The sequence below is a fragment of the Streptomyces sp. SID8374 genome (assembly GCF_009865135.1).
Classification (GTDB): domain Bacteria; phylum Actinomycetota; class Actinomycetes; order Streptomycetales; family Streptomycetaceae; genus Streptomyces.
Window position 1 is genome coordinate 2,393,773 of the sequence record NZ_WWGH01000001.1, and the last position, 21,672, is coordinate 2,415,444.

Genomic DNA, 21,672 nt, shown 5'->3' on the forward strand with positions numbered 1-21,672 from the left:
GATCGAGTTAGGTTAGGCTAACCTCACTTCGACATCGCGTCCCTCGTCCCCCCTTTTTTCCTGCCCGGAGGGACGCGATGAAGTTCCCCTCACCCGGGAGGACCCCTTCATGCGTTCGCACCTGCTCAACAACACGACTGCGGAGCACTACCGGCGTACCGTCACCGCAGGAGTGGAACGGGTCGCGGCCAAACTCGCCGCCACCGAGCGTCCCTTCAGCGGGGTCGGTGTCGACGAGCTCTCCACCGTCGTCGACGCGATCGACCTCGACCGGCCGCTGGGCGACGCCACCGCCGCCCTAGACGAGCTCGGCGAGGTCTACCTCCGCGACGCCGTCTACTTCCACCACCCCCGCTACCTGGGCCACCTCAACTGCCCAGTCGTCATCCCCGCCGTCCTCGGCGAGGCGGTGCTCTCCGCCGTCAACTCCTCCCTGGACACCTGGGACCAGAGCGCGGGCGGCACCCTCATAGAGCGCCGGCTGATCGACTGGACCACCGAGCGGATCGGCTTCGGACCGGCCGCCGACGGCATCTTCACCAGCGGCGGTACGCAGTCCAACCTCCAGGCCCTGCTGCTGGCCCGCGAGGAGGCGAAGATCCGGCCCGAGCACTACACCCGGTTGCGGATCTTCACCTCCGAGTGCAGCCACTTCAGCGTGCAGAAGTCCGCCAAACTGCTCGGCCTCGGCCCGGACGCGGTCGTCGCGATCCCCGTCGACAGCAACAAGCGCATGCAGGCCGTGGCCCTCGCCCACGCCCTGGAGAGTTGCGTCGCCGAAGGCTCCGTGCCCATGGCCGTCGTCGCGACCGCCGGGACCACGGACTTCGGCTCCATCGACCCGCTGCCCGAGATCGCCGCGCTCTGCGAGCAGTTCGCCACCTGGATGCACGTCGACGCCGCGTACGGCTGCGGGCTGCTGGCATCACGCGCGCGGCGCGGGCTCCTCGAAGGCATCGCGCACGCCGATTCGGTCACCGTGGACTACCACAAGTCCTTCTTCCAGCCCGTGAGTTCGTCGGCGATCCTGGTCCGCGACCGGGCGACCCTGCGCCACGCCACGTACCACGCGGAGTATCTGAACCCGCGCCGGATGGCCGAGGAGCGGATACCCAACCAGGTCGACAAGTCCCTCCAGACAACCCGCCGGTTCGACGCGCTCAAGCTGTGGATGACGCTGCGCGTGATGGGCGCCGACGGTATCGGCGAGCTGTTCGACGAGGTCTGCGACCTGGCCGCCGAAGGATGGAAGCTGCTCGCCGCCGACCCGCGCTTCGACGTGGTGGTCCAGCCGCAGCTCTCCACGCTCGTCTTCCGCTACATCCCCTCCGGTGTCACCTCCCCGGACGACATCGACCGCGCCAACCTCTACGCCCGCAAGGCGCTGTTCGCCTCCGGCGAGGCGATCGTCGCGGGCACCAAGGTCGGCGCCCGCCAGTACCTGAAGTTCACCCTGCTCAACCCCGAAACGACCGTGGACGACATCGCCGCGGTCCTCGACCTGATCTCCGGCCACGCCGAGAAGTACCTGGGAGACTCCCTTGACCGCGCTTCCTGACCCCCACGACTTCATCGGGATCGGGCTCGGCCCGTTCAATCTCGGACTGGCCTGTCTGACCGAGCCGATCGGCGAACTGAACGGTGTCTTCCTGGAGTCCAAGCCGGACTTCGAGTGGCACTCCGGGATGTTCCTCGAAGGGGCGCATCTCCAGACGCCGTTCATGTCGGACCTGGTCACCATGGCCGACCCGACCTCGCCGTACTCGTTCCTCAACTACCTCAAAGAGCGCGGCAGGCTCTACTCGTTCTACATCCGGGAGAACTTCTACCCGCTGCGGACCGAGTACAACGACTACTGCCGCTGGGCCGCCGCCAAACTGAGCAGCATCCGGTTCAACGAGACCGTCGAGGCGGTGACGTACGACGAGGGCAGCGAGCTCTACACCGTGACGACCGCCGCCGGGACCGTCCTGCGCTCCCGCCATCTGGTCCTCGGCACCGGAACCCCGCCGTACATCCCCGAGGCGTGCCACGGCCTCGGCGGCGACTTCCTGCACAACTCCCGTTATCTGGAGGGGAAAGCCGAGCTCCAGAAGAAGAAGTCGATCACCCTGGTCGGCAGCGGGCAGAGCGCGGCGGAGATCTACTACGACCTGCTCTCCGAGATCGACACGTACGGCTACCGGCTCAACTGGGTCACCCGCTCCCCCCGGTTCTTCCCGCTGGAGTACACCAAGCTGACGCTGGAGATGACCTCCCCGGAGTACATCGACTACTTCCACGCGCTGCCCGAGGAGACCCGCTACCGGCTGGAGACCGGGCAGAAGGGGCTGTTCAAGGGCATCGACGGGGAGCTGATCGACGCGATCTTCGACCTGCTCTACCAGAAGAACCTGCCCGGCCCGGTCCCGACCCGGCTGCTCACCAACTCGGCGCTGATCAGCGCGCGTTACGACGAGGAGGGCGGCGCGTACAGCCTGGGGCTGCGCCAGGAGGAGCAGGGCAAGGAGTACGAGCTCACCACCGAGGGGCTCATCCTCGCCACCGGCTACCGCTACGAGGCGCCCGCCTTCCTGGCGCCCGTCCAGGGCCGGCTGCGCCACGACAGCCGGGGCCGCTTCGACGTGGCCCGCAACTACAGCATCGACACCACCGGGCGCGGGATCTTCCTCCAGAACGCCGGGGTGCACACCCACTCGATCACCTCGCCCGACCTGGGCATGGGCGCCTACCGCAACGCGTACATCATCGGCGAGCTGCTCGGCCGTGAGCACTACCCGGTCGAGAAGTCCATCGCCTTCCAGGAGTTCGCGATATGAGCCGCCCCCACAGCGACAAATCCCCCGGAAAACTGGGCGAGTTCACCGTTCGTCCGCTGGACCCCGCCTCCGACGCCGAGCTGGTGCACAGCTGGGTGACCCACCCCAAAGCCGCGTTCTGGCTGATGGGCGGGGCGAAACTCCAGGATGTGGAGCGGGAGTACATGGCGATCGCCGCCCACCCGCACCACGACGCGTTCATCGGCCTGCACGACGGCGAGCCCGCGTTCCTGATCGAGAGGTACGACCCCACCGAGGTCGAGTTGAAGGGGCTGTACGAGGCGGAGCCCGGCGATGTCGGGATGCACTTCCTGGTCGCGCCGACCGACACCCCGGTGCACGGCTTCACCCGGGCCGTGATCACCGCCGTGATGGAGTTCCTCTTCGCCGACCCGTCGGTGCGCCGGGTCGTCGTGGAGCCCGATGTGACCAACAGCGCCGTCCAGGCCCTCAACAAGGCCGTCGGCTTCGAGGTCCTGCGGGAGATCGCCAAACCGGAGAAGGACGCACTGCTCAGCGCCTGCACCCGCGAGCAGTTCGAAGCAGCAACCGGAGGAACCGACCGATGACGACCGCCCTCACCGACAGCGTCGCCCACCTCTCCCCGGGCCGCTGGGCCACCGCAAACCGACTGCTGGTCCGCAAAGCACTGGCGGAATTCAGCCACGAACGGCTGCTGACCCCCGTTCCGCTCGGCGAGGACTGCTACACCCTCCGTAGCGACGACGCGGGGACGGAGTACCGTTTCACCGCACGCCTCTTCGCGCTGGACCACTGGCAGATCGAGGCCGAGTCGATCACGCGCCACCGGCACGGCTCCGAAGTTCCTCTCGACGCGCTGGAGTTCTTCATCGAACTGCGGGTGGCTCTCGGGCTGACCGAGGACATCCTGCCGGTCTACCTGGAGGAGGTCTCCTCCACCCTGGCCGGAACCGCCTACAAACTCACCAAGGAACCGGCCACTTCCCGGCAGCTCGTCGCCGCCGGTTTCCAGGCCATCGAGACCGGGATGACCGAGGGTCACCCCTGTTTCGTGGCCAACAACGGCCGGCTCGGTTTCGGGGTCGACGAGTACCGTGCGTACGCCCCCGAGGCCGCCTCCCCGATCCGGCTGGTGTGGCTGGCCGCCCGCCGCGACCGGGCCACCTTCACCGCGGGCGCCGGTCTCGACTACGACACGCTGGTCGAGAGCGAGCTGAGCGAGGCGACCCGGGAGCGGTTCGCCGCCACCCTGCGCTCGCTCGGCCTGGACCCGGAGGCGTACTTCCTGCTGCCCGTCCACCCCTGGCAGTGGTGGAACAAGCTTGCCGTGACCTTCGCCGGTGAGCTGGCCGAGCGCCATCTGGTGGTGCTCGGCGAGGGCGAGGACGGCTACCTGGCCCAGCAGTCGATCCGTACGTTCTTCAACACCGACCACCCCGAGAAGCACTACGTCAAGACGGCCCTCTCCGTCCTGAACATGGGCTTCATGCGCGGCCTCTCCGCCGCCTACATGGAGGCCACGCCGGCCATCAACGACTGGCTGGCCGGGCTCATCGAACGCGACAGCCTGCTGACCGCCGCCCGGTTCTCGATCATCCGGGAGCGGGCCGCGATCGGCTACCACCACCGGAGTTACGAGGCGGCCACCGCCAAGGGCTCCCCGTATCTGAAGATGCTGGCCGCCCTCTGGCGCGAGAGCCCCGTGGCGGGTCTGGAGCCGGGCGAGCGGGTCGCCACGATGGCCTCCCTGGTCCACACCGACCACGAGGGCCGCTCGGTGGCCGGGGCGCTCATCGAGGAGTCCGGACTCGACCCGCAGGTGTGGCTGCGGCGCTACCTGGACGCCTACCTGGTGCCGGTGCTGCACAGCTTCTACGCCTACGACCTGGTCTACATGCCGCACGGCGAGAACGTGATCCTGGTCGTCGAGGACGGCATCGTCACCCGCACGATCTTCAAGGACATCGCCGAGGAGATCGCGGTCATGGACCCGGACGCGGTGCTGCCGCCGAAGGTCGACCGGATCCGGGCCGAGGTCCCCGAGGACATGAAGCTGCTGTCGGTCTTCACCGATGTCTTCGACTGCTTCTTCCGCTTCCTGGCCGCGGGGCTCGCCACCGAAGGGGTCCTGGACGAGGACACCTTCTGGCGGACGGTCGCGGAGTGCGCACGCGAGTACCAGAAGTCGGTGCCGTATCTCGCGGAGAAGTTCGCCCAGTACGACCTGTTCGAGCCGGAGTTCGCGCTCTCCTGCCTCAACCGCCTCCAGCTGCGCAACAACCAGCAGATGGTCGACCTCAACGACCCTGCGGGAGCGCTCCAGTTGGTGGGGCGTCTGAAGAACCCGATCGCCAAGTTCTGAGCGGTCCGCACGAGCCGGTGAGCGCCCGGGGACGGTCCCCCGGGCGCTCACCTCTTTCCTCATGGCCCCCAGTCCACCTGCGGGGAGCGGTAGAAGCCGATCCCCAGCTCGGTGAGCCGGGGCCCTTGCGCGGCCAGGCGCACCTTGTACGTCTCCCAGTCGCGGGCCGCCGCCGGTGACCAGCCGATCTCGGCGGCGCCCAGCAGCCGGGGGAAGGCCATCGCCTCGATCTCCGCGCTGTTCGTCAGCGTCTCGGTCCAGACCGGCGCCTCGACCCCGAGGACGGCCTCGGGCGGGGCGCCTTCGAGGTAGGCCGCCGGATCCCAGTCGTACGACCTCTTCACCTCTACCAGCCCGGCCCAACTGAGGCCCAGCTTCGTGTCCTTGGTGTACTTCATGTCGAGGTAGACCCGGTCGGCCGGGGAGAGCACCAGCCGGGTGCCGCCCTTCGCCGCGTCCGCCACCTGCTGCCGCTCGGCGGCGCCCGTGCGGTCGTAGCCCCAGTACTGCGCCACCGCCCCCTTCACCGGCACCGCGCCGGTCAGCTGGTGCCAGCCCATCACCGTCTTGCCGTACTTCCCGACGACCGCCTGGGCCTTCGCCATGAACGCCACGTACTCCTCATGGCTGGTGGCGTGCGCCTCGTCGCCCCCGATGTGGAGGTACTTCCCCGGGGTGAGGGCGGCCACCTCGCGCAGGACGTCGTCCACGAAGTCGTACGTCACCGGCTTGGGCACGCACAGCGAGCTGAAGCCGACCTCGGTGCCGGTGTAGAGCGGCGGGGCGGTCCCGTCGCAGTTCAGCTCGGCGTAGGAGGCGAGGGCGGCGTTGGTGTGGCCGGGCAGGTCGATCTCGGGGACGACGTCCAGATAGCGGGAGGCGGCGTACCGGACGATCTCGCGGTACTGCGCCTTGGTGTAGTACCCGCCCGGCCCGCCGCCGACCTCGGTGGAGCCGCCGTACGTGGCGAGCCGGGGCCAGGAGTCGATGGCGATGCGCCAGCCCTGGTCGTCGGAGAGGTGCAGGTGCAGCTTGTTGACCTTGTAGAGGGCGAGCTGGTCGATGTACCGCTTGACCTCGGCGACGGTGAAGAAGTGGCGCGAGACGTCCAGCATCGCGCCCCGGTAGCCGTAGCGCGGCGCGTCCGTGATGGTGCCGCCCGCGACCTTCCAGGGCCCCGCGCGGCGGCTGTCGGCCTCCACCCGGTCCGGGAGGAGCTGGCGCAGGGTCTGGACGCCGTGGAAGAGCCCGGCCGGGGCGCGGGCGGTGATGGTGAGCGCGCCGGGCGTGGAGCGCAGCCGGTACCCCTCCTCGCCGAGGGACCGGTCCCGGGCGCCCAGCTCCAGCCGGATGCCGCCGGGGCCCGGCCGGCCGGTGACGGGCAGGGCGTAGCCGGTGGCGGGGCGCAGCAGCTCCGCCAGGTACGTCCCGATCCGCCGCACCTCGGCGGAGTGGCCGGGCACCCGGATCGGGGTCGCGGCGGTGATGGCGTACGGGGAGCCGCCCGGCACCACCTTCGCGGGGACGGGCACCAGCTGTCCGAGGGGGCGGGGTGCGGAGGCGGCGGCCACGGAGGAGGTCGCGGCGGTGGAGGAGAGGGCGGCCGCCACGACGATCAGCAGGGTGGCGAGGAGCCTGGGGAGGCGTCTGTCCGGGGCCGGGGAGCGTGGGGCCTTGCCGCGTGGAGCCTGCTGCCGGGTCGTACGTCGCTGTCGCACAAGCCTGTCCCTTCGACGGGTCCTACCTGTGGATCTCGGGGCAACCGAACGCCGACCATCCGTATCGCGGAGCCGTGTACGGGTCAAGGACCGGGCCCGCTCCCCTACGCGCGGCTGGCAGAATCGCGGCCATGGCGGAAATCATCCAGCGCGACGGAACGTGGACGTTCGACGGGGAGACGGTGCGCATCGTGCCGGGCGGCAAGGCGCATCCGCTCCGGCTGGCGCTGGGTGAACTGGCCTTCCCCGTACAGGCCTTGGCGGGCATCTCGTTCGAGCCGGAGCGCAAGGGCGGCCGGCTGCGGCTCCGGCTGCGCGGCGGTGCCTGCCCGGTGCTGCGGGCCGCCGACGGGCGCCTCAAGGACGGCGCCGACCCGTACGTCCTGACCGTGGAGAAGGACCGCACGGGGGTGGCGGAGTATTTCGTCGACGAGGTCCGCAACGCGCTGCTGATCGAACAGGTCCCCGACGGCCCGGTGGACCGCTTTCTGCTGCCGGGGCCCTCGCTGCCGGTCTCCGGCGGAGGCGGCGACGGCACGGCGTCCTTCGACGGCGAGACCGTACGGCTCATCTGGAACTGGAAGGCCGAGGAGTCCAAGAACGCGAGCGGCCCGGCGGTCTTCCCGCTCTCGCGGATCGCGGGGGTGCGCTGGCTGCCCGCGATAGGCCTGGAGAACGGCTATCTGCGGTTCGAGCCGGTGGACGGGCCGGTCTCGGCGCCGCCGAAGTACGACCCGTACTCCCTGGAGCTGTGGGGGATGTCCAAGAAGGAGTACACGGCGGTCGTGGTCGCGGCGGCGGTGCTGGCCCGGCTGCCGCAGGCCCGTACGGCCGTGGACGCGCCCGCCGGGCCCCCGGCCCTCACCAAGGCGCCCGCGCCCGCACCGCCCGCCGACGACCACGACGTACTGCTGCGGCGGCTGCGGGAGCTGGGCGAGCTGCACCGGGCCGGGGTCCTCACGGACGAGGAGTTCAGCACGGCGAAGCAGGCGATCCTGAGCCGGATGTGAGCCGAGCCGGGGGCGGATGTGAGCCGACCGTGAGCCGGATGTAACCGTTTCGAGCACCCTCCCGGGTGCCTCCTGCCCGATATCGGGCAGATTTCTTGCGTAAGTGCGTCCCGGCACGCAATATCGACGGGTGCTTGAACGCCGCTCGTCGCACGACGACCTCATCGACCACCTCGTACGCTCCACCGCGCTCCAGCGCGGCGAGGCCGCCCGGGTGATCCTCGACGTGCTGGCGTACTTCGACGAGAGCACCGACGACTTCGTCCGGCGCCGCCACCGCGAACTGCAGTCCGGCGGCCTGGTCAACACGGAGATCTTCGAGCGGATCGCGGCCGAGCTGCCGCACCGCGCCGTGGCGCCGCCGGAGCTCTCGCTCCGCCAGCTGCGCCGCATCGTCTACGGCTGATCCCGCTGCGGCGGATCACCGGGCGCCCGTGCGGGGCGCCGAGCGCAGGCAGGTACGTGTACGTCGAGGAGGGGCAGAGAATCCATGTGCGGGATCGTCGGATATATCGGAAAGCGTGATGTTGCACCGCTGCTGCTGGAAGGCTTGCAGCGGCTGGAGTACCGGGGGTACGACTCCGCCGGCATCGTCATCACCGGCAAGACGGCCGCGGGCAAGCCCGGCACGCTGAAGATGGTCAAGGCCAAGGGCCGGGTCCGTGAGCTGGAGGCCAAGGTCCCCAAGCGGTTCGCCGGCACCACCGGCATCGCGCACACCCGCTGGGCCACCCACGGCGCCCCCAGCGACGAGAACGCCCACCCGCACCTGGACGCGGAGAACAAGGTCGCCGTCGTCCACAACGGGATCGTCGACAACGCCTCCGAGCTGCGCGCCAAGCTCACCGCCGACGGCGTCGTCTTCCTCTCCGAGACCGACACCGAGGTGCTGGTCCACCTGATCGCCCGCGCCCAGGCGGACACCCTGGAGGAGAAGGTCCGCGAGGCGCTGCGCCACGTCGAGGGCACGTACGGCATCGCCGTCATGCACGCCGACTTCAACGACCGCATCGTGGTCGCCCGCAACGGCTCCCCGGTCGTCCTCGGCATCGGCGAGAAGGAGATGTTCGTCGCCTCCGACGTCGCCGCCCTGGTCGCCCACACCCGCCAGGTCGTCACGCTGGACGACGGCGAGATGGCCACCCTGAAGGCCGACGACTTCCGTACGTACACCACGGAGGGGTCGACCACGACGGCCACGCCGACCACCGTGGAGTGGGAGGCCGAGTCGTACGACATGGGCGGCCACGACACGTACATGCACAAGGAGATCTCCGAGCAGGCCGACGCCGTGGACCGCGTGCTGCGCGGCCGGATCGACGACCGGTTCTCCACCGTGCACCTGGGCGGCCTCAACCTGGACGCCCGTGAGGCGCGCGGGGTGCGCCGGATCAAGATCCTCGGCTGCGGCACCTCGTACCACGCGGGCCAGATCGGCGCCCAGCTGATCGAGGAGCTGGCCCGTATCCCCGCCGACGCCGAGCCGGCCTCCGAGTTCCGCTACCGCAACCCGGTCGTCGACCCCGACACCCTGTACGTGGCGGTCTCCCAGTCGGGTGAGACGTACGACGTGCTGGCCGCCGTGCAGGAGCTGAAGCGCAAGGGCGCCCGCGTTCTCGGTGTGGTCAACGTGGTCGGCTCCGCGATCGCCCGGGAGGCCGACGGCGGTACGTACGTCCACGCGGGCCCGGAGGTCTGCGTGGTCTCCACCAAGTGCTTCACCAACACCGTGGTCGCCTTCGCGCTGCTCGCCCTGCACCTGGGCCGCATCCGCGACCTGTCGGTGGCCGACGGCAAGCGGATCATCGACGGGCTGCGGAAGCTCCCGGAGCAGATCAGCGAGATCCTGGCGGGCGAGGACGAGATCAAGCGGCTGGCGGCGGAGTACGCGGACGCCAAGTCGATGATGTTCATCGGCCGGGTGCGCGGCTACCCGGTGGCCCGTGAGGCCTCGCTGAAGCTCAAGGAGGTCTCGTACATCCACGCCGAGGCCTACCCGGCCTCCGAGCTGAAGCACGGCCCGCTCGCGCTGATCGAGCCCGCGATGCCGACCGTGGCGATCGTGCCGGACGACGACCTGCTGGAGAAGAACCGGGCCGCGATGGAGGAGATCAAGGCGCGCAGCGGCCGGATCCTCGCCGTGGCGCACCAGGTCCAGGAGAAGGCCGACCACACCATCGTCGTACCGAAGAACGAGAACGAGCTGGACCCGATCCTGATGGGCATCCCGCTCCAGCTCTTCGCGTACCACACGGCCCTGGCGATGGGCCGGGACATCGACAAGCCGCGCAACCTGGCGAAGTCGGTCACGGTCGAGTAGTCGGCAGTACGTCAGCGAGTTGGGCCCCGCACCGTCGTACCGAGAGACGGTGCGGGGCCCAACTCGTTGCGTGGCGGGGCCTTCTGGCCGTGCGTCAGGAGCTGTTCAGGGGATGACGACGACCGGGCGCTGGGCGCGGCGGGCGAGGCGGCCCGCCACCGAGCCGAAGATGCGGCCGACGATGCCGTGCGTGGAGCCGACGACGATGGCGTCGGCGGAATACTCGCGGCCGACCTCCTCCAGCTCGTGGCAGATGTCGCCGCCGCGCTCCACCAGCACCCAGGGGACGTCGGAGAGGTAGTCCGCGCAGGCCAGCTCCAGGCCGAGGACCTCGGTGCGGTGGTCGGGGACGTCGACGAAGACGGGGGGCTCGCAGCCTGCCCAGACCGTCGTCGGGAGCCGGTTGGCGACGTGGACGATGATCAGGCCCGAGCCCGATCTGCCGGCCATGCCGATGGCGTAGGCGAGGGCCCGCTCGCTGGAGGTGGAGCCGTCGAAGCCGACCACCACTCCGTGCCGGAAGGCGGGATCGCACGCATGGCGTCCTTCTTCGACCGTCCGCGGCTCCGACCGGGGGTCGGCTACCTGCTTGCGGTCTTTGGGTTCAGGGATTTCGTGACCGGCCATCGGTGTCTCGGCGAAGAGAATCCTCGTGAGGAGGGAGCGGTTTCGAGAGGTGCGTCAGCTGGTGATGTGGCTCTGTCCGGGAATCATCTTCCCAACGCCATACCCCCAAGGGTACGGCGTCACTCCTCAGCTGCCCAGACCCCCGCAAAAGCACGCGTGACGTTGGAGGGAGCATGCCCGAGGCGGTCCGGTATGGCAATGCCGGTTGTGTCGTACACGGGCCTCCGGGCGGGCCGGACGAGGGCGACCGCCCTGTTTTCGGGGCCTTGGGCGGCCCTACGGCCCCCCGGGGAGAGGTGCGCGCCGGGCCGCCGGACGGCATCGCCGATTCTCGGCGCCTGTGGCCCGGCGGTCGGTAATCCGGCTCACACCTCCCCAGGGGCCGACCGCACCCCTCCGGCCCGTCACCTTCCGCCCCGGCGGCCCGAACACGCCACGTACCGAGGGGGGCGAGGGGAGCGCATCGGGGCGGTCGTCAGGCGGAAGTTGTGCGCCCGGCGTGACTGGAACCCGCGCACGCAACCGTTTGTTTTCAGCCAACTTCACATCCTGGCCGAACCCTTCGCGGAATGGCCGGACAGCCCACCACCCACCAGGCAGGAAGAGACCGCGCGGTACGCTTTCACCCGACGCGGACGGGCCACGTTCGCGAAGGGCACTTCCCTGTGCGCTTCGCGGGTGAAACGCTTCGTGATCGAACGCTTCACGCCACGTTTCCTTATCGACATAGCGCCGGTGGGGGAAGGTGTCACGGCGGGGCCACGCGACGCAGTAGATTCGATCTTGAAAATCGGGGACTGGGGAAACGTGCGAAACCGAGGGGAAACGTGCAGGAGCGGCAGGCCCGTAAGGACCAGGGAGACGCGAACACCGAGGGGGGCTTAGCGTCATGAGCCAGGACTCCGCCACCGCGACGGAGGCCGCACGCAAGCTGACCGGGCGGCGACGCCGGGAAGTCGTTGCCGTGCTGCTCTTCAGCGGCGGCCCTATCTTCGAGAGCTCCATCCCGCTCTCCGTTTTCGGAATCGACCGGCAGGACGCGGGAGTTCCCCGCTACCGCCTGCTGGTGTGCGGCGGCGAGGACGGACCGCTGCGCACGACGGGTGGACTCGAACTGACCACGCCGTACGGCCTGGAGGCGATCAGCAGGGCAGGCACCGTGGTGGTGCCCGCCTGGCGGTCGATCACCTCGCCGCCGCCCGCCGAGGCACTGGACGCGCTGCGGCGCGCCCATGAGGAGGGCGCCCGCATCGTCGGCCTGTGCACGGGAGCCTTCGTGCTCGCGGCGGCCGGACTGCTGGACGGCCGACCCGCCACCACGCACTGGATGTACGCGCCGACGCTGGCCAAGCGCTATCCGTCGGTGCACGTCGATCCGCGCGAACTCTTCGTGGACGACGGCGATGTGCTCACCTCCGCCGGCACGGCGGCGGGTATCGACCTCTGCCTCCATATAGTCCGCACCGACCACGGCACGGAGGCGGCGGGCGCGCTCGCCCGCAGGCTCGTCGTGCCGCCGCGGCGCAGCGGCGGGCAGGAGCGCTACCTGGACAGGTCTTTACCTGAAGAGATCGGCTCCGACCCGCTCGCCGAGGTCGTGGCCTGGGCGCTGGAGCATCTGCACGAGCAGTTCGACGTGGAGACGCTCGCGGCGCGCGCCTACATGAGCAGGCGGACCTTCGACCGCAGGTTCCGCTCGCTCACGGGGAGCGCACCGCTCCAGTGGCTGATCACCCAGCGGGTGCTCCAGGCACAGCGGCTGCTGGAGACCTCCGACTACTCGGTCGACGAGGTCGCCGGCCGCTGCGGCTTCCGCTCACCGGTCGCGCTGCGCGGGCACTTCCGCCGCCAGCTCGGCTCCTCCCCCGCCGCGTACCGGGCCGCCTACCGGGCCCGTCGTCCGCAGGGGGTGGCGGAGAGCGCCGCGACGGTGCTGGAGACGGTCGTGCCCAGCCAGGGCTCGCCGTCCGGCCGCAGGAGCGCCCCGGCGCCCTCCGGTGCTCCGGTCCCCGTATCGGCGTCGGCGGGCTCCTCGGAGCACTCGCTGCCGGTCCCTGACGCGTACGTTCCCGGGCGCCCGGCCCTGCCGGGACAGCGGAGCGCCCCGTAGGGTGGGGCGCATGAACGACCGCATGGTGTGGATCGACTGCGAGATGACCGGGCTCTCGTTGACGGACGACGCACTCATCGAGGTGGCCGCCCTGGTCACCGACTCGGAGTTGAACGTGCTCGGCGACGGGGTGGACATCGTGATCCGCCCGCCGGACGCGGCCCTGGAGACCATGCCCGAGGTGGTGCGGCAGATGCACACCGCCTCGGGCCTCCTCGACGAGCTGGCCGGGGGCACCACCCTGGCCGACGCCGAGGAGCAGGTCCTGGCGTACGTCCGCGAGCATGTGAAGGAGCCGGGCAAGGCCCCGCTCTGCGGAAACTCGGTCTCCACCGACCGCGGCTTCCTGGCGCGGGACATGCAGAAGCTGGAGGGGTACCTCCACTACCGCATCGTGGACGTGTCCTCGATCAAGGAGCTGGCCCGCCGCTGGTATCCCCGGGCGTATTTCAACAGCCCGGAGAAGAACGGCAACCACCGGGCGCTGGCGGACATCCGCGACTCCATCGCGGAGCTGCGGTACTACCGGGAGGCGGTCTTCGTGCCGCAGCCCGGCCCGGACTCGGAGCGCGCCAAGGAGATCGCGGCGCGCCACGTGGTCCGCACCACACCGTAGAAAACCGCTGGTCACGGGCGTGTGAGCGCCCGCAGACCGGCCCCGGGAAACGGGGGCGCGAGCACCCTCCCGGACCCTGTACACTTTTTCTCGGCCGGTCGGAAACGACCGGGCGACATGGTGGGTATAGCTCAGCTGGCAGAGCACCTGGTTGTGGTCCAGGATGTCGCGGGTTCAAGTCCCGTTACTCACCCTGAGGGAAGGGCCCCGGTCTTCGGACCGGGGCCCTTCTTCGTGCCTGCTCCTCCGGCCTTCGCTTCTGCTCTTCCGGTCAGATCAGAACGTGACGTCGGAGCAGGCGTAGAACGCGTTGCCGGTGTCCGCGATGGTCCAGACGCCGAGGATCAGGTGCCTGCCCGACTTCTGCGGCAGGGTGCCGTCATGGGTGACCGTGGCACCCGGCTGCCGGCCGCCGAACGGCACCGTGAGGAACGGCTGCGGCTCCAGATCGGCGCGCGTGAGCGGCTTCGCGGGGTTGTAGCCGTCCTTGGTGACGTAGTACCGGAAGTCGGTCGTGGCGTGCCGGGCGGTGATCCGCCACCGGAACGTGTGGCTCTGCCCGGCCCGTACGGCGGAGGCGGGCCAGGCCCCGCCGCGCGGGTCGTCCAGCTCGGCGAAGCGCTGGTTGCCTCCGGCGCAGATCAGCCCGTCCCGGGGGCCGCCGGCCGGGAACCCCTTGGGGCCTTCGACGCTCGGCGGCTCCCACTGGATCTGCCCGCAGTTGCGGACGGTCCCGTTGCCGCAGAGCTGCTGCCGGCTGATGGGCGAATCGGTGTAGCCGTGGCTCTGTGCGCTGCCGGAGGTGGCCAGCAGGGAGGCCCCGGCGACGCCGAGGCCGAGGAGTAAGGCGGTGATCTTTCTGCGCATGTGGTGCTCCTGAGGTGAGGGGTGGAGCTTGCGGACAGATGGACCAGTGGATCGATGGATCGGCGGATCGGCGGATCGGTGGATCGGCGGTTCGATCGATCCATCGGCCGGGACCGGCGACGGCTCGTCGCACTTGGTCTAGACCAAGACGGAGGCTAGTCCTGCCTTTTGGTCATGTCCATACCACTGGCGGCACGACGGACCGGCCCCCGCCCGAAGGCGGGGGCCGGTCCACGGGGCCGGGTCCGTCGTCAGCCGGTCGGCGCCTCGCTCCGGGTACGGCGGGCGGCCGGGGCCTCCACCTGGGCGACGACCTGGGCGTGGAAGCGGTCCACCGCCTCGTCGACACTGCGGATGAAACCGGTCTCGGCGCTGCCCCGGCCGGTACCCATGCCCTTGAAGAGGGAGAGCCGGAAGCCGGTGATCTGCGCCCCGTCTTTGGGGACGATGTCGGCGGGCTCCGGGCGCAGCCGCTCCAGCGTGCCGCGCGGCCCGGTGCCTTGGCCCTCGACGAGCGTCTCGATGTGCAGGTCGGCGGGGGCCTCGGAGAGGCGCCGGATCAGCCGCTTGACCCGGCTGAGGGGGTAGCCCGGCTCGGCGGACGGGACCTCGATCGACGTACGGAGCTTGCCGGTGCGCAGGTCGGCGGTGATCGCCAGGACGCCCGGGGTGCCCTCGATCCGGATCTCGGCGTTCAGCCGCCCCTGCTCGCAGAGGTGGTCGGCGAGCTCGGTGCGGCGGATGCGCGGATCGGAGCCGCGCCGGGTGCGCTGGACCGGCAGGACCTTCTGCCCCAGCTCACCGCCGAGCCGCAGACAGACCTGGCGGACCAGGCGCTCCCAGTTCTCGATGACCTCCAGGGCCCGGGCGTCGCCCTGGCACAGGGTCTCCTCGTCGATGCCCCGGCGGACCGGGACCCAGGCCGCGCCCATGTTCTGGAAGCCGTGGCAGCCGGAGTTCTCGTGCTGGAGGTAGTGCAGCAGCTCCTGGAGCAGCCAGGCGTGGGCGGCGTTGCCGACGCCCTCGTGGCGGATCAGCATCTGCGCCTGGTGCACGACCTCGGCCCAGGACAGGTGCCAGAGGGCCACCTTGTGCTTGCGCCGGCCGTCGATCCGCACGTCGACGAGCGGACTGCCTTCGAGCGCCACATCGTTGGAGAGCGTGATCACGGCCTCGTACCCCCGGCGGGCGGCGATGTCCATGTACGCCTGCACCTGGTCGGGCTTGAGCGCGTTCCCGTTGGTCTTGGTCTCGACGAGCGCCGTCCACAGCTTGCCCGCCCGCTCCACCCGGACCACCCCGTCCGGGCGCCGGGGCGACTCCCCGTGCGGCAGGGTCACCTCGGTGTACGTCTCCATCCGGCCGGCCGGGGCGCCGAACCCGGCGGTGAGGCGGCGGCCGAACTCCGGCACCTGCGCCATCACCGACAGGACGACCGAGGTGGCCCGGGTCTCGCGCTCGCGGTCGCTCTTGAGCGCGGAGACGGGGAACAGCCGGGCCGACCGCCACGACTCGTTGTCGGCGAGGCTCTTCCTGGTCGTACGGGGGAGGGTGACCTTCTTCTTCGCCGTACGGGGACGGCGTGCGGGTTTGGGCGGGGTGAGCGGGTCCGGAGCCGGGGGCGCCTCTTCCGCGCGGGCGGCGGTGGCCTGGCCGGGGACCCGGACCTCCGGGGCGGCGGGCGGCGCACCCGCGCCCGTGGCACCGTCCGCGTCAGTCTCCGGCGGCCCCTCGTCGGGCTCCTGCTCATGCTCGCCCTGCTCCGGCGCCTCTTCCGCCGCGTCGTCGTCGATATCCACGCCGTAGTCGGTCGCCAGCCCGGCGAGCCCCGATGCGTACCCCTGGCCGACGGCCCGGAACTTCCACTCCCCCGACCGCCGGTAGAGCTCGCCGAAGATCACCGCGCTGACCTCGTCGGCCTCCTCGACGGCGAACCGGACCAGGCTGTCGCCCGCGCCGTCGGCGAGGGTGAGGCGGAGGTCGTGCAGCTCGCCGAAGCGGGATCCGCCGTAGCGGCTGGCGGCGACGACCACCTTGTCGATCTCCTGCGGCACGGCGTCCAGATCGAAGCTGATCCGGTCCTCGCTGCCGTCGGCCGTGGGTGTCTTGCCGAGCAACTGCACGCTTCCGCTGCCGGCCACGGGGTTGTTGTAGAAGCAGAAGTCGTCGTCGCTGCGGACCTTGCCGTCGCCGTCGAGGAGGAGGACGGAGACGTCCGCGTCGCCCTCCCCCGTAGCGCTGCTCCAGCCCAGGCCGACCACCACCGAGCCGACGTTCTCGCTCAGCGCCGCCAGACCGACGTTGGCGCCCTTGACCATCTCGTGCACGAGGCCCCCCGGATGCACAGCCGCTCGGAACGCACCCGGCAGCCCGCTGTGTGACGTGTGTGGTGCGTCACACAGTCGCCGTACGCAGCGAACATTAGCCGTCACATCGCGGGCGCGTGAAGAACTTGTGAAATCCGGAGGCCCCGCCACCGCGCTCACGCGCCACGGCCGCCGTCACGAGGAGTCCCGCACCACCAGCTCCGTGGGCAGCACCACCGTCGGCCGCTCCCCCGTCCGCCCCGCGATCTCCTCCAGCAGGAGCTGGGCCATCCGGCGGCCCATCTCCTCGATCGGCTGGCGGACGCTGGTGAGGGCCGGGTGCATATGGCGGGCGACCACCGAGTCGTCGAAGCCGATCAGGGCCACGTCCTCGGGGATGCGCCGGTCCGCCTCGCGCAGGACCTGGCGGGCGCCGGCCGCCATCACGTCGGAGGCGGCGAAGACCGCGTCCAGGTGGGGGCGGCGGGCCAGGAGTTCGCGCATCGCCCGGGCGCCGCCCTCCTCGGTGAAGTCGGCGGGGGCGATGAGGCGTTCGTCCGGGGGCAGGCCCGCGGCGGCGAGGGCGGCGCGGTAGCCGTCGAGGCGGCGCTGGGCACCGTAGACCTCCAGGCGGCCGGTGATCGTGGCGACCGAGCGGCGGCCCCGGGAGATCAGGTGGTCGACGGCGGCCCGCGCTCCCTCGAAGTTGTCCGAGTCGACCGAGGCCAGCGGCTCGTTCGCGTGCCGGGCGCCGCTGATCACGCAGGGCATGCCCAGCTGTTCCAGCAGTTCGGGCAGCGGGTCGTCGGCGTGCACCGCGACCAGGAGGACCCCGTCGACCCGGTGCGCCGTCAGGTACTGGGCGAGTCGGCGGCGCTCGCGGTCGTTGCCCGCGAGGGTGAGGAGCAGCTGCATCTCGGTGTCGGCGAGGGCGGCGCCCACGCCTCGGACTATGGCGGAGAAGTACGGTTCGGCGAAGAAGCGGGTCTCCGGCTCCGGCACGACCAGCGCGATGGCGTCGGTGCGGTTGCCGGCGAGGGCGCGGGCGGCGCGGTTGGGGACGTAGCCCAGTTCGGCGACGGCCGCCTCGACCGCCTCGCGGGTCGCTTCGCTGACCCGGGGCGAGCCGTTGATGACCCGGGAGGCGGTGCCGCGGCCGACGCCGGCCCGGGCCGCGACCTCTTCGAGCGTGGGCCGCCCGCCGTTCCGTACTCGCGCTGCCGCCATGGCTGCCTCCCCGTTCCCGGTCAATTTCTCACAGCCGTACAGTCAATCCAAGTCCTGGATCGATCACTCCGACGAGCGTACGGACAGTGTATTGGGAGCGCTCCCAGGACCGGGTGAAGGTGTGGGCCCCGGTCTGCCGCCACCGGGGCCCACGGCCTTCGAGGCGTCACGCCTCCGGCGGCAGCCCGTGCCGTGCGATCACCTCGCTGTACCAGTGCGCGCTCGCCTTGGGGGTGCGGAGCTGGGTCTCGTAGTCGATGTGCACCGCGCCGAACCGCTTCGCATAGCCGTACCCCCACTCGAAGTTGTCCATCAGCGACCAGAGGAAGTAGCCGCGTACGTCGGCCCCGTCGGCCACCGCCCGCTGTACGGCGGCGAGATGGCCGTGCAGATAGGCGATCCGCTCCGGGTCGTGGACCTGGCCGTCCGCGGCCACGGTGTCCTCGAAGGCAGCGCCGTTCTCGGTGACCATCAGCGGCAGGCCCGGGTTCTCGCGGGTGACGTCCATGAGGAGGGCGTGGAGGCCGTCCGGGTCGACCGACCAGTTCATGGCCGTACGCGGCTTGCCCTCGGCCAGGTGGAACGCGACGTGCTCCGAGCCCGGCCACGGCGAGTGGTCGCTGTTGCCGTGGCCGTCGTTGCGGGTGTCACCGGCGCCGGAGGCGGGCGTGGAGACGATCGTGGGCGTGTAGTAGTTGACGCCGAGCACGTCGATGGGGGCGGCGATGGCGGCGAGGTCCCCGTCGTGGATCAACTCCGGCCAGTTCACGATGCGTTCGGTGTCGGTCAGCAGGTCTTCCGGGTACGCGCCCTTCAGCATCGGGCCCGTGAAGATCCGGTTGCCCACCGCGTCGATCCGGCGCGCCGCGTCCGCGTCCGCCTCACTGCCGGTCAGCGGGCGCACCTGGTGGAGGTTGAGGGTGACCGAGGTCTGCGCGGCAGCGGGGAGGTTGGCGCGCAGCGCCTCGGTCGCCCGGCCGTGGGCCAGGTTGAGGTGGTGGGCGGCCCGCAGTGCGGCGGCCGATTCGGTGCGGCCGGGGGCGTGGACCCCGGAGCCGTAACCGAGGAAGGCCGTGCACCAGGGCTCGTTGAGCGTCGTCCACATCCCGACCCGGTCGCCGAGCGCACGGGCCATGATGGCCGCGTAGTCGGCGAACCGTTCGGCCGTCGCGCGCTCGGGCCAGCCGCCCGCGTCCTCCAGCTCCTGGGGCAGGTCCCAGTGGTAGAGCGTGGCGACGGGCGTGATGCCGGCCGCCAGCAGCTCGTCGACGAGCGAGCGGTAGAAGTCCAGGCCGCGTTCGACGGCGGGGCCCCGGCCGGTGGGCTGGACGCGGGACCAGGAGACGGAGAAGCGGTACGCCTTGAGGCCGAGCCGCTTCATCAGGGCGACGTCGTCGCGGTAGCGGTGGAAGTGGTCGGCGGCCACGTCTCCGGTGTCGCCGTTCTGCACCTTGCCGGGGGTGTGGCTGAAGGTGTCCCAGATGGAGGGGGTGCGGCCGTTCTCGGCGGCCGCCCCTTCCACCTGGTACGCGGCCGTGGCGGCGCCCCAGATGAAGCCCGTCGGGAAGGGGGCGGGGGCGGAGGCTGCCTGCTGCGGAGCTGTTTCGGATCGTACTGCTGTCATGTGGGAGCGCTCCCATAGGGGTGGTGGAGGAGGGGGATGAGGTGGAGGGGGCGGTGCGGTCCCGGCCGGCCGCACCGCTCGTGGCGTCAGCCCTTGACCGCACCCGACATGATCCCGCCGACGATCTTCTTGCCGAAGAGCACGAAGACCAGCAGCAGCGGCAGCGTGCTGATCAGCGCGCCCGCCATGACGATGGACTGGTCGGGGGTGTACGAGGCGCTGAGCTGGCCGAGGGCCACCTGAAGGGTGGGGTTCTGCTGGTTCAGGGCGAGGTAGGGCCAGAAGAAGTCGTTCCACGCCTGGACGAAGGTGAGCATCCCGAGCACCATCATCGCGGGGCGGGCCACCGGCAGCACCACGCTCACCACGATGCGGAAGTTGTTCGCCCCGTCGATCTTGGCCGCCTCGATCAGCTCGTACGGCAGCGCCTCGATCAGGTACTGGCGCATGAAGAACACGCCGAACGCGCTCACCAGCGTCGGGAAGATCACCGATTCGAGCTGGCCGCCCCAGCCGAGGCCGGACATCATCATGAAGAGCGGGACCACGCTGAGCTGCGGCGGGATCGTGAGCGTGGCGATGACGGCGGTCATCAGCCAGCCCCGGCCCCGGAAGCGCATCTTGGCGAAGGCATATCCGGCGAGCGTGCAGAAGAAGAGCGTCGCGGCCGTGATGGACGACGAGACGATGATGCTGTTGACGATCGCCTTGCCGAGGTTGGCCTGCTCCCAGGCCGTCCGGACGTTCTCCACGAGCTGGCCGCCCGGGAGGAACGGCGGTGTGGAGGCGAGGACTTCGTCCTGGGTACGGGAGGCCGCCACCAGGGTCCAGTACAGCGGCAGCAGCGAGCCGAAGCCGACGACGGCGAGCGCGATGTACGCGAACGGGCCGCCCTTCATCTGCTGGCCCGCGCCCATCCTGAAGCGGCTCGGGCGGTCCGGCCGGCCGCCCGTCGGGGACGGCGCGAGCCGCACGGGGGCGGTGGGTGTGGGGCTGGTCATGGTCATGGAATCGCTCCCGGTCAGACCGCGGAATCGGACGTGCGGACGTAGCGGCCGATGAGCCAGTTGACGCCTGCGATGAGGAGCAGCAGTGCCAGCATCGCCCAGGCGACGGCGGCGGCCGGACCGAGATGGCCGAGGTTCCAGCCGTAGTTGTAGAGGTAGATGCTGAGCGTCTCGTACTGGTTCTCGTTGCCGCCGGTGGCGCCCATCGCGCCGCCCTCCAGCAGCAGCGGCTCACCGAACAGCTGCATGGAGCCGATGGTCGAGATGACGATCGTGAACAGGATCGTCGGCCGCAGCGAGGGGATGGTCACCTTGAGGAACTGCTGCCAGCGCGAGGCGCCGTCCAACGAGGCCGCTTCGTAGAGGTCGTTGGGGACCGCCTGCATGGCCGCGAGGTAGATCAGCGCGTTGTAGCCGGTCCAGCGCCAGATCACGATGATCGAGATCGCGAGCTTCGAAGTCCAGTGTCCGTTGGCCCAGTTGACCGGGTCGAAGCCGACGAGGCCGAGCGTCCAGTTGAGCAGTCCGCCGTCCGCCCGGAAGACCAGTGCGAAGACGAGGGCGGCCGAGGCGACCGAGGTCGCGTACGGCGTCAGGATGATCGTGCGCCAGAACGTGCTTGCGCGCAGGCGGTAGTTGAGGAGGTGGGCGAGGCCGAGGGCCACCAGGAGCTGCGGGACGGTGGAGATGACGCCGATCAGGAAGGTGTTGCTGACCGAGGTCCAGAACTCCGGGTCGTGCAGGATCTTGTCGAAGTTCTCCCAGCCCACCCACTCCATGGTGTCCAGGCCGGTCATCTCCACCCGGTGCAGGGCGATCCAGCCGGTGTAGAGGAGCGGGTAGAGGCCGAAGGCGCCGAAGACCAGGAAGAACGGCGCTATGTACGCGTACGGGGACGCCTTGTCGTCGAACCGCCACAGCCGACTGCGCCACAACTGCCGCCGCTCGGACGGTGGTTCCTTCTGCGGTTCGCGGGGCGGGGATGCGTACGCGTCCCGGGTGGGGGTCGAGGTTGCCACGGGCGGGAGTCCTTCCCTGGGGGCGCCGGCGGGCGGCTGAGTCATGGAGTGGGCGGGC

18 protein-coding genes and 1 tRNA gene are annotated in these 21,672 nt (G+C 70.4%); 10 read left to right on the top strand and 9 right to left on the bottom strand.

Features of this window, described 5'->3' with window-relative positions:
- Nucleotides 1-109 precede the first annotated feature (109 nt).
- From GTY67_RS10560 to GTY67_RS10575, 4 genes are read left to right on the top strand one after another with little or no spacing between them, the layout of a single operon-like run.
- Entirely contained in the window at nt 110-1,558 is a 1,449-nt protein-coding gene (locus GTY67_RS10560) for an aspartate aminotransferase family protein (protein ID WP_093688531.1), read from the top strand.
- Nucleotides 1,542-2,819: a lysine N(6)-hydroxylase/L-ornithine N(5)-oxygenase family protein gene (locus tag GTY67_RS10565; RefSeq protein WP_161278492.1), complete on the top strand. Its 1,278-nt coding sequence runs from the start codon at nt 1,542-1,544 to the stop codon at nt 2,817-2,819. The genes GTY67_RS10560 and GTY67_RS10565 overlap by 17 nt, the downstream gene beginning before the upstream one ends.
- Nucleotides 2,816-3,388 carry a GNAT family N-acetyltransferase gene (locus tag GTY67_RS10570; RefSeq protein ID WP_093688535.1) on the top strand — a complete coding sequence of 191 codons (573 nt, stop codon included), beginning with the start codon at nt 2,816-2,818 and terminating at the stop codon, nt 3,386-3,388. The genes GTY67_RS10565 and GTY67_RS10570 overlap by 4 nt, the downstream gene beginning before the upstream one ends.
- Nucleotides 3,385-5,163 carry an IucA/IucC family siderophore biosynthesis protein gene (locus GTY67_RS10575; protein WP_161278493.1) on the top strand — a complete coding sequence of 593 codons (1,779 nt, stop codon included), beginning with the start codon at nt 3,385-3,387 and terminating at the stop codon, nt 5,161-5,163. The genes GTY67_RS10570 and GTY67_RS10575 overlap by 4 nt, the downstream gene beginning before the upstream one ends.
- Nucleotides 5,164-5,222: 59 nt before the next feature.
- Here GTY67_RS10575 and GTY67_RS10580 read toward each other — a convergent pair whose 3' ends face one another.
- The gene (locus GTY67_RS10580) at nt 5,223-6,773 is read right to left on the bottom strand and encodes a beta-N-acetylhexosaminidase (RefSeq protein ID WP_343238745.1); all 1,551 of its coding nucleotides are present in this window, start codon (nt 6,771-6,773) and stop codon (nt 5,223-5,225) included.
- A gap of 239 nt (nt 6,774-7,012) precedes the next feature.
- Between GTY67_RS10580 and GTY67_RS10585 the strand changes: the two genes are divergently transcribed.
- The 3 genes from GTY67_RS10585 to glmS all read left to right on the top strand — a co-directional run bounded on the left by GTY67_RS10585 (nt 7,013) and on the right by glmS (nt 10,211).
- Nucleotides 7,013-7,891, top strand: coding sequence for a DUF4429 domain-containing protein (locus tag GTY67_RS10585; protein ID WP_161278494.1), 879 nt, complete (start codon nt 7,013-7,015; stop codon nt 7,889-7,891).
- A gap of 130 nt (nt 7,892-8,021) precedes the next feature.
- Entirely contained in the window at nt 8,022-8,297 is a 276-nt protein-coding gene (locus GTY67_RS10590) for a hypothetical protein (RefSeq protein ID WP_003968990.1), read from the top strand.
- Nucleotides 8,298-8,381: 84 nt separating this feature from the next.
- Nucleotides 8,382-10,211, top strand: a complete 1,830-nt coding sequence (gene glmS / locus GTY67_RS10595; RefSeq protein ID WP_161278495.1) for a glutamine--fructose-6-phosphate transaminase (isomerizing) — start codon at nt 8,382-8,384, stop codon at nt 10,209-10,211.
- A 105-nt stretch (nt 10,212-10,316) separates the two neighbouring features.
- Here the strand turns inward: glmS and GTY67_RS10600 are convergent, their stop codons facing one another.
- Nucleotides 10,317-10,838 (bottom strand): universal stress protein, encoded by a 522-nt coding sequence (locus GTY67_RS10600; protein ID WP_109165551.1) that lies wholly within the window; start codon nt 10,836-10,838, stop codon nt 10,317-10,319.
- Between the two features lie 542 nt (nt 10,839-11,380).
- Nucleotides 11,381-11,545, bottom strand: coding sequence for a hypothetical protein (locus tag GTY67_RS10605; RefSeq protein WP_161213680.1), 165 nt, complete (start codon nt 11,543-11,545; stop codon nt 11,381-11,383).
- A gap of 182 nt (nt 11,546-11,727) precedes the next feature.
- Between GTY67_RS10605 and GTY67_RS10610 the strand changes: the two genes are divergently transcribed.
- The 3 genes from GTY67_RS10610 to GTY67_RS10620 all read left to right on the top strand — a co-directional run bounded on the left by GTY67_RS10610 (nt 11,728) and on the right by GTY67_RS10620 (nt 13,757).
- A complete protein-coding gene (locus GTY67_RS10610) occupies nt 11,728-12,948 on the top strand; it encodes a helix-turn-helix domain-containing protein (protein ID WP_161278496.1) in 1,221 nt (406 codons plus the stop codon).
- Between the two features lie 10 nt (nt 12,949-12,958).
- Nucleotides 12,959-13,564 (top strand): oligoribonuclease, encoded by a 606-nt coding sequence (gene orn, locus GTY67_RS10615; protein WP_093688913.1) that lies wholly within the window; start codon nt 12,959-12,961, stop codon nt 13,562-13,564.
- 120 nt (nt 13,565-13,684) lie between these two features.
- Nucleotides 13,685-13,757, top strand: a tRNA-His gene (locus tag GTY67_RS10620).
- An 83-nt stretch (nt 13,758-13,840) separates the two neighbouring features.
- Here GTY67_RS10620 and GTY67_RS10625 read toward each other — a convergent pair.
- The 6 genes from GTY67_RS10625 to GTY67_RS10650 all read right to left on the bottom strand — a co-directional run bounded on the left by GTY67_RS10625 (nt 13,841) and on the right by GTY67_RS10650 (nt 21,614).
- Complete coding sequence (locus GTY67_RS10625; RefSeq protein ID WP_093688545.1) at nt 13,841-14,431, bottom strand: lytic polysaccharide monooxygenase auxiliary activity family 9 protein; 591 nt, start codon at nt 14,429-14,431, stop codon at nt 13,841-13,843.
- Between the two features lie 251 nt (nt 14,432-14,682).
- Nucleotides 14,683-16,749: a TerD family protein gene (locus GTY67_RS10630; RefSeq protein WP_202461913.1), complete on the bottom strand. Its 2,067-nt coding sequence runs from the start codon at nt 16,747-16,749 to the stop codon at nt 14,683-14,685.
- 183 nt (nt 16,750-16,932) lie between these two features.
- A complete protein-coding gene (locus GTY67_RS10635) occupies nt 16,933-17,964 on the bottom strand; it encodes a LacI family DNA-binding transcriptional regulator (RefSeq protein WP_161278498.1) in 1,032 nt (343 codons plus the stop codon).
- A gap of 166 nt (nt 17,965-18,130) precedes the next feature.
- A complete protein-coding gene (locus GTY67_RS10640) occupies nt 18,131-19,588 on the bottom strand; it encodes a GH1 family beta-glucosidase (protein WP_161278499.1) in 1,458 nt (485 codons plus the stop codon).
- A gap of 86 nt (nt 19,589-19,674) precedes the next feature.
- On the bottom strand, nt 19,675-20,595 hold the full coding sequence (locus GTY67_RS10645; protein WP_093688551.1) for a carbohydrate ABC transporter permease: 921 nt from the start codon (nt 20,593-20,595) through the stop codon (nt 19,675-19,677).
- A 14-nt stretch (nt 20,596-20,609) separates the two neighbouring features.
- Nucleotides 20,610-21,614, bottom strand: a complete 1,005-nt coding sequence (locus tag GTY67_RS10650; protein WP_161278500.1) for a sugar ABC transporter permease — start codon at nt 21,612-21,614, stop codon at nt 20,610-20,612.
- Between the last annotated feature and the right edge of the window lie 58 nt (nt 21,615-21,672).

What these genes read in the sequence shown, in the direction of transcription:
- GTY67_RS10560 (WP_093688531.1), top strand. Translation starts at nt 110, where the DNA reads ATGCGTTCGCACCTGCTCAACAACACGACTGCGGAGCACTACCGGCGT.
- GTY67_RS10570 (WP_093688535.1), top strand. Translation starts at nt 2,816, where the DNA reads ATGAGCCGCCCCCACAGCGACAAATCCCCCGGAAAACTGGGCGAGTTC.
- GTY67_RS10575 (WP_161278493.1), top strand. Translation starts at nt 3,385, where the DNA reads ATGACGACCGCCCTCACCGACAGCGTCGCCCACCTCTCCCCGGGCCGC.
- GTY67_RS10585 (WP_161278494.1), top strand. Translation starts at nt 7,013, where the DNA reads ATGGCGGAAATCATCCAGCGCGACGGAACGTGGACGTTCGACGGGGAG.
- glmS (WP_161278495.1), top strand. Translation starts at nt 8,382, where the DNA reads ATGTGCGGGATCGTCGGATATATCGGAAAGCGTGATGTTGCACCGCTG.
- GTY67_RS10600 (WP_109165551.1), bottom strand. Translation starts at nt 10,838, where the DNA reads ATGGCCGGTCACGAAATCCCTGAACCCAAAGACCGCAAGCAGGTAGCC.
- GTY67_RS10610 (WP_161278496.1), top strand. Translation starts at nt 11,728, where the DNA reads ATGAGCCAGGACTCCGCCACCGCGACGGAGGCCGCACGCAAGCTGACC.
- orn (WP_093688913.1), top strand. Translation starts at nt 12,959, where the DNA reads ATGAACGACCGCATGGTGTGGATCGACTGCGAGATGACCGGGCTCTCG.
- GTY67_RS10625 (WP_093688545.1), bottom strand. Translation starts at nt 14,431, where the DNA reads ATGCGCAGAAAGATCACCGCCTTACTCCTCGGCCTCGGCGTCGCCGGG.
- GTY67_RS10630 (WP_202461913.1), bottom strand. Translation starts at nt 16,749, where the DNA reads ATGGTCAAGGGCGCCAACGTCGGTCTGGCGGCGCTGAGCGAGAACGTC.
- GTY67_RS10635 (WP_161278498.1), bottom strand. Translation starts at nt 17,964, where the DNA reads ATGGCGGCAGCGCGAGTACGGAACGGCGGGCGGCCCACGCTCGAAGAG.
- GTY67_RS10640 (WP_161278499.1), bottom strand. Translation starts at nt 19,588, where the DNA reads ATGACAGCAGTACGATCCGAAACAGCTCCGCAGCAGGCAGCCTCCGCC.
- GTY67_RS10645 (WP_093688551.1), bottom strand. Translation starts at nt 20,595, where the DNA reads ATGACCATGACCAGCCCCACACCCACCGCCCCCGTGCGGCTCGCGCCG.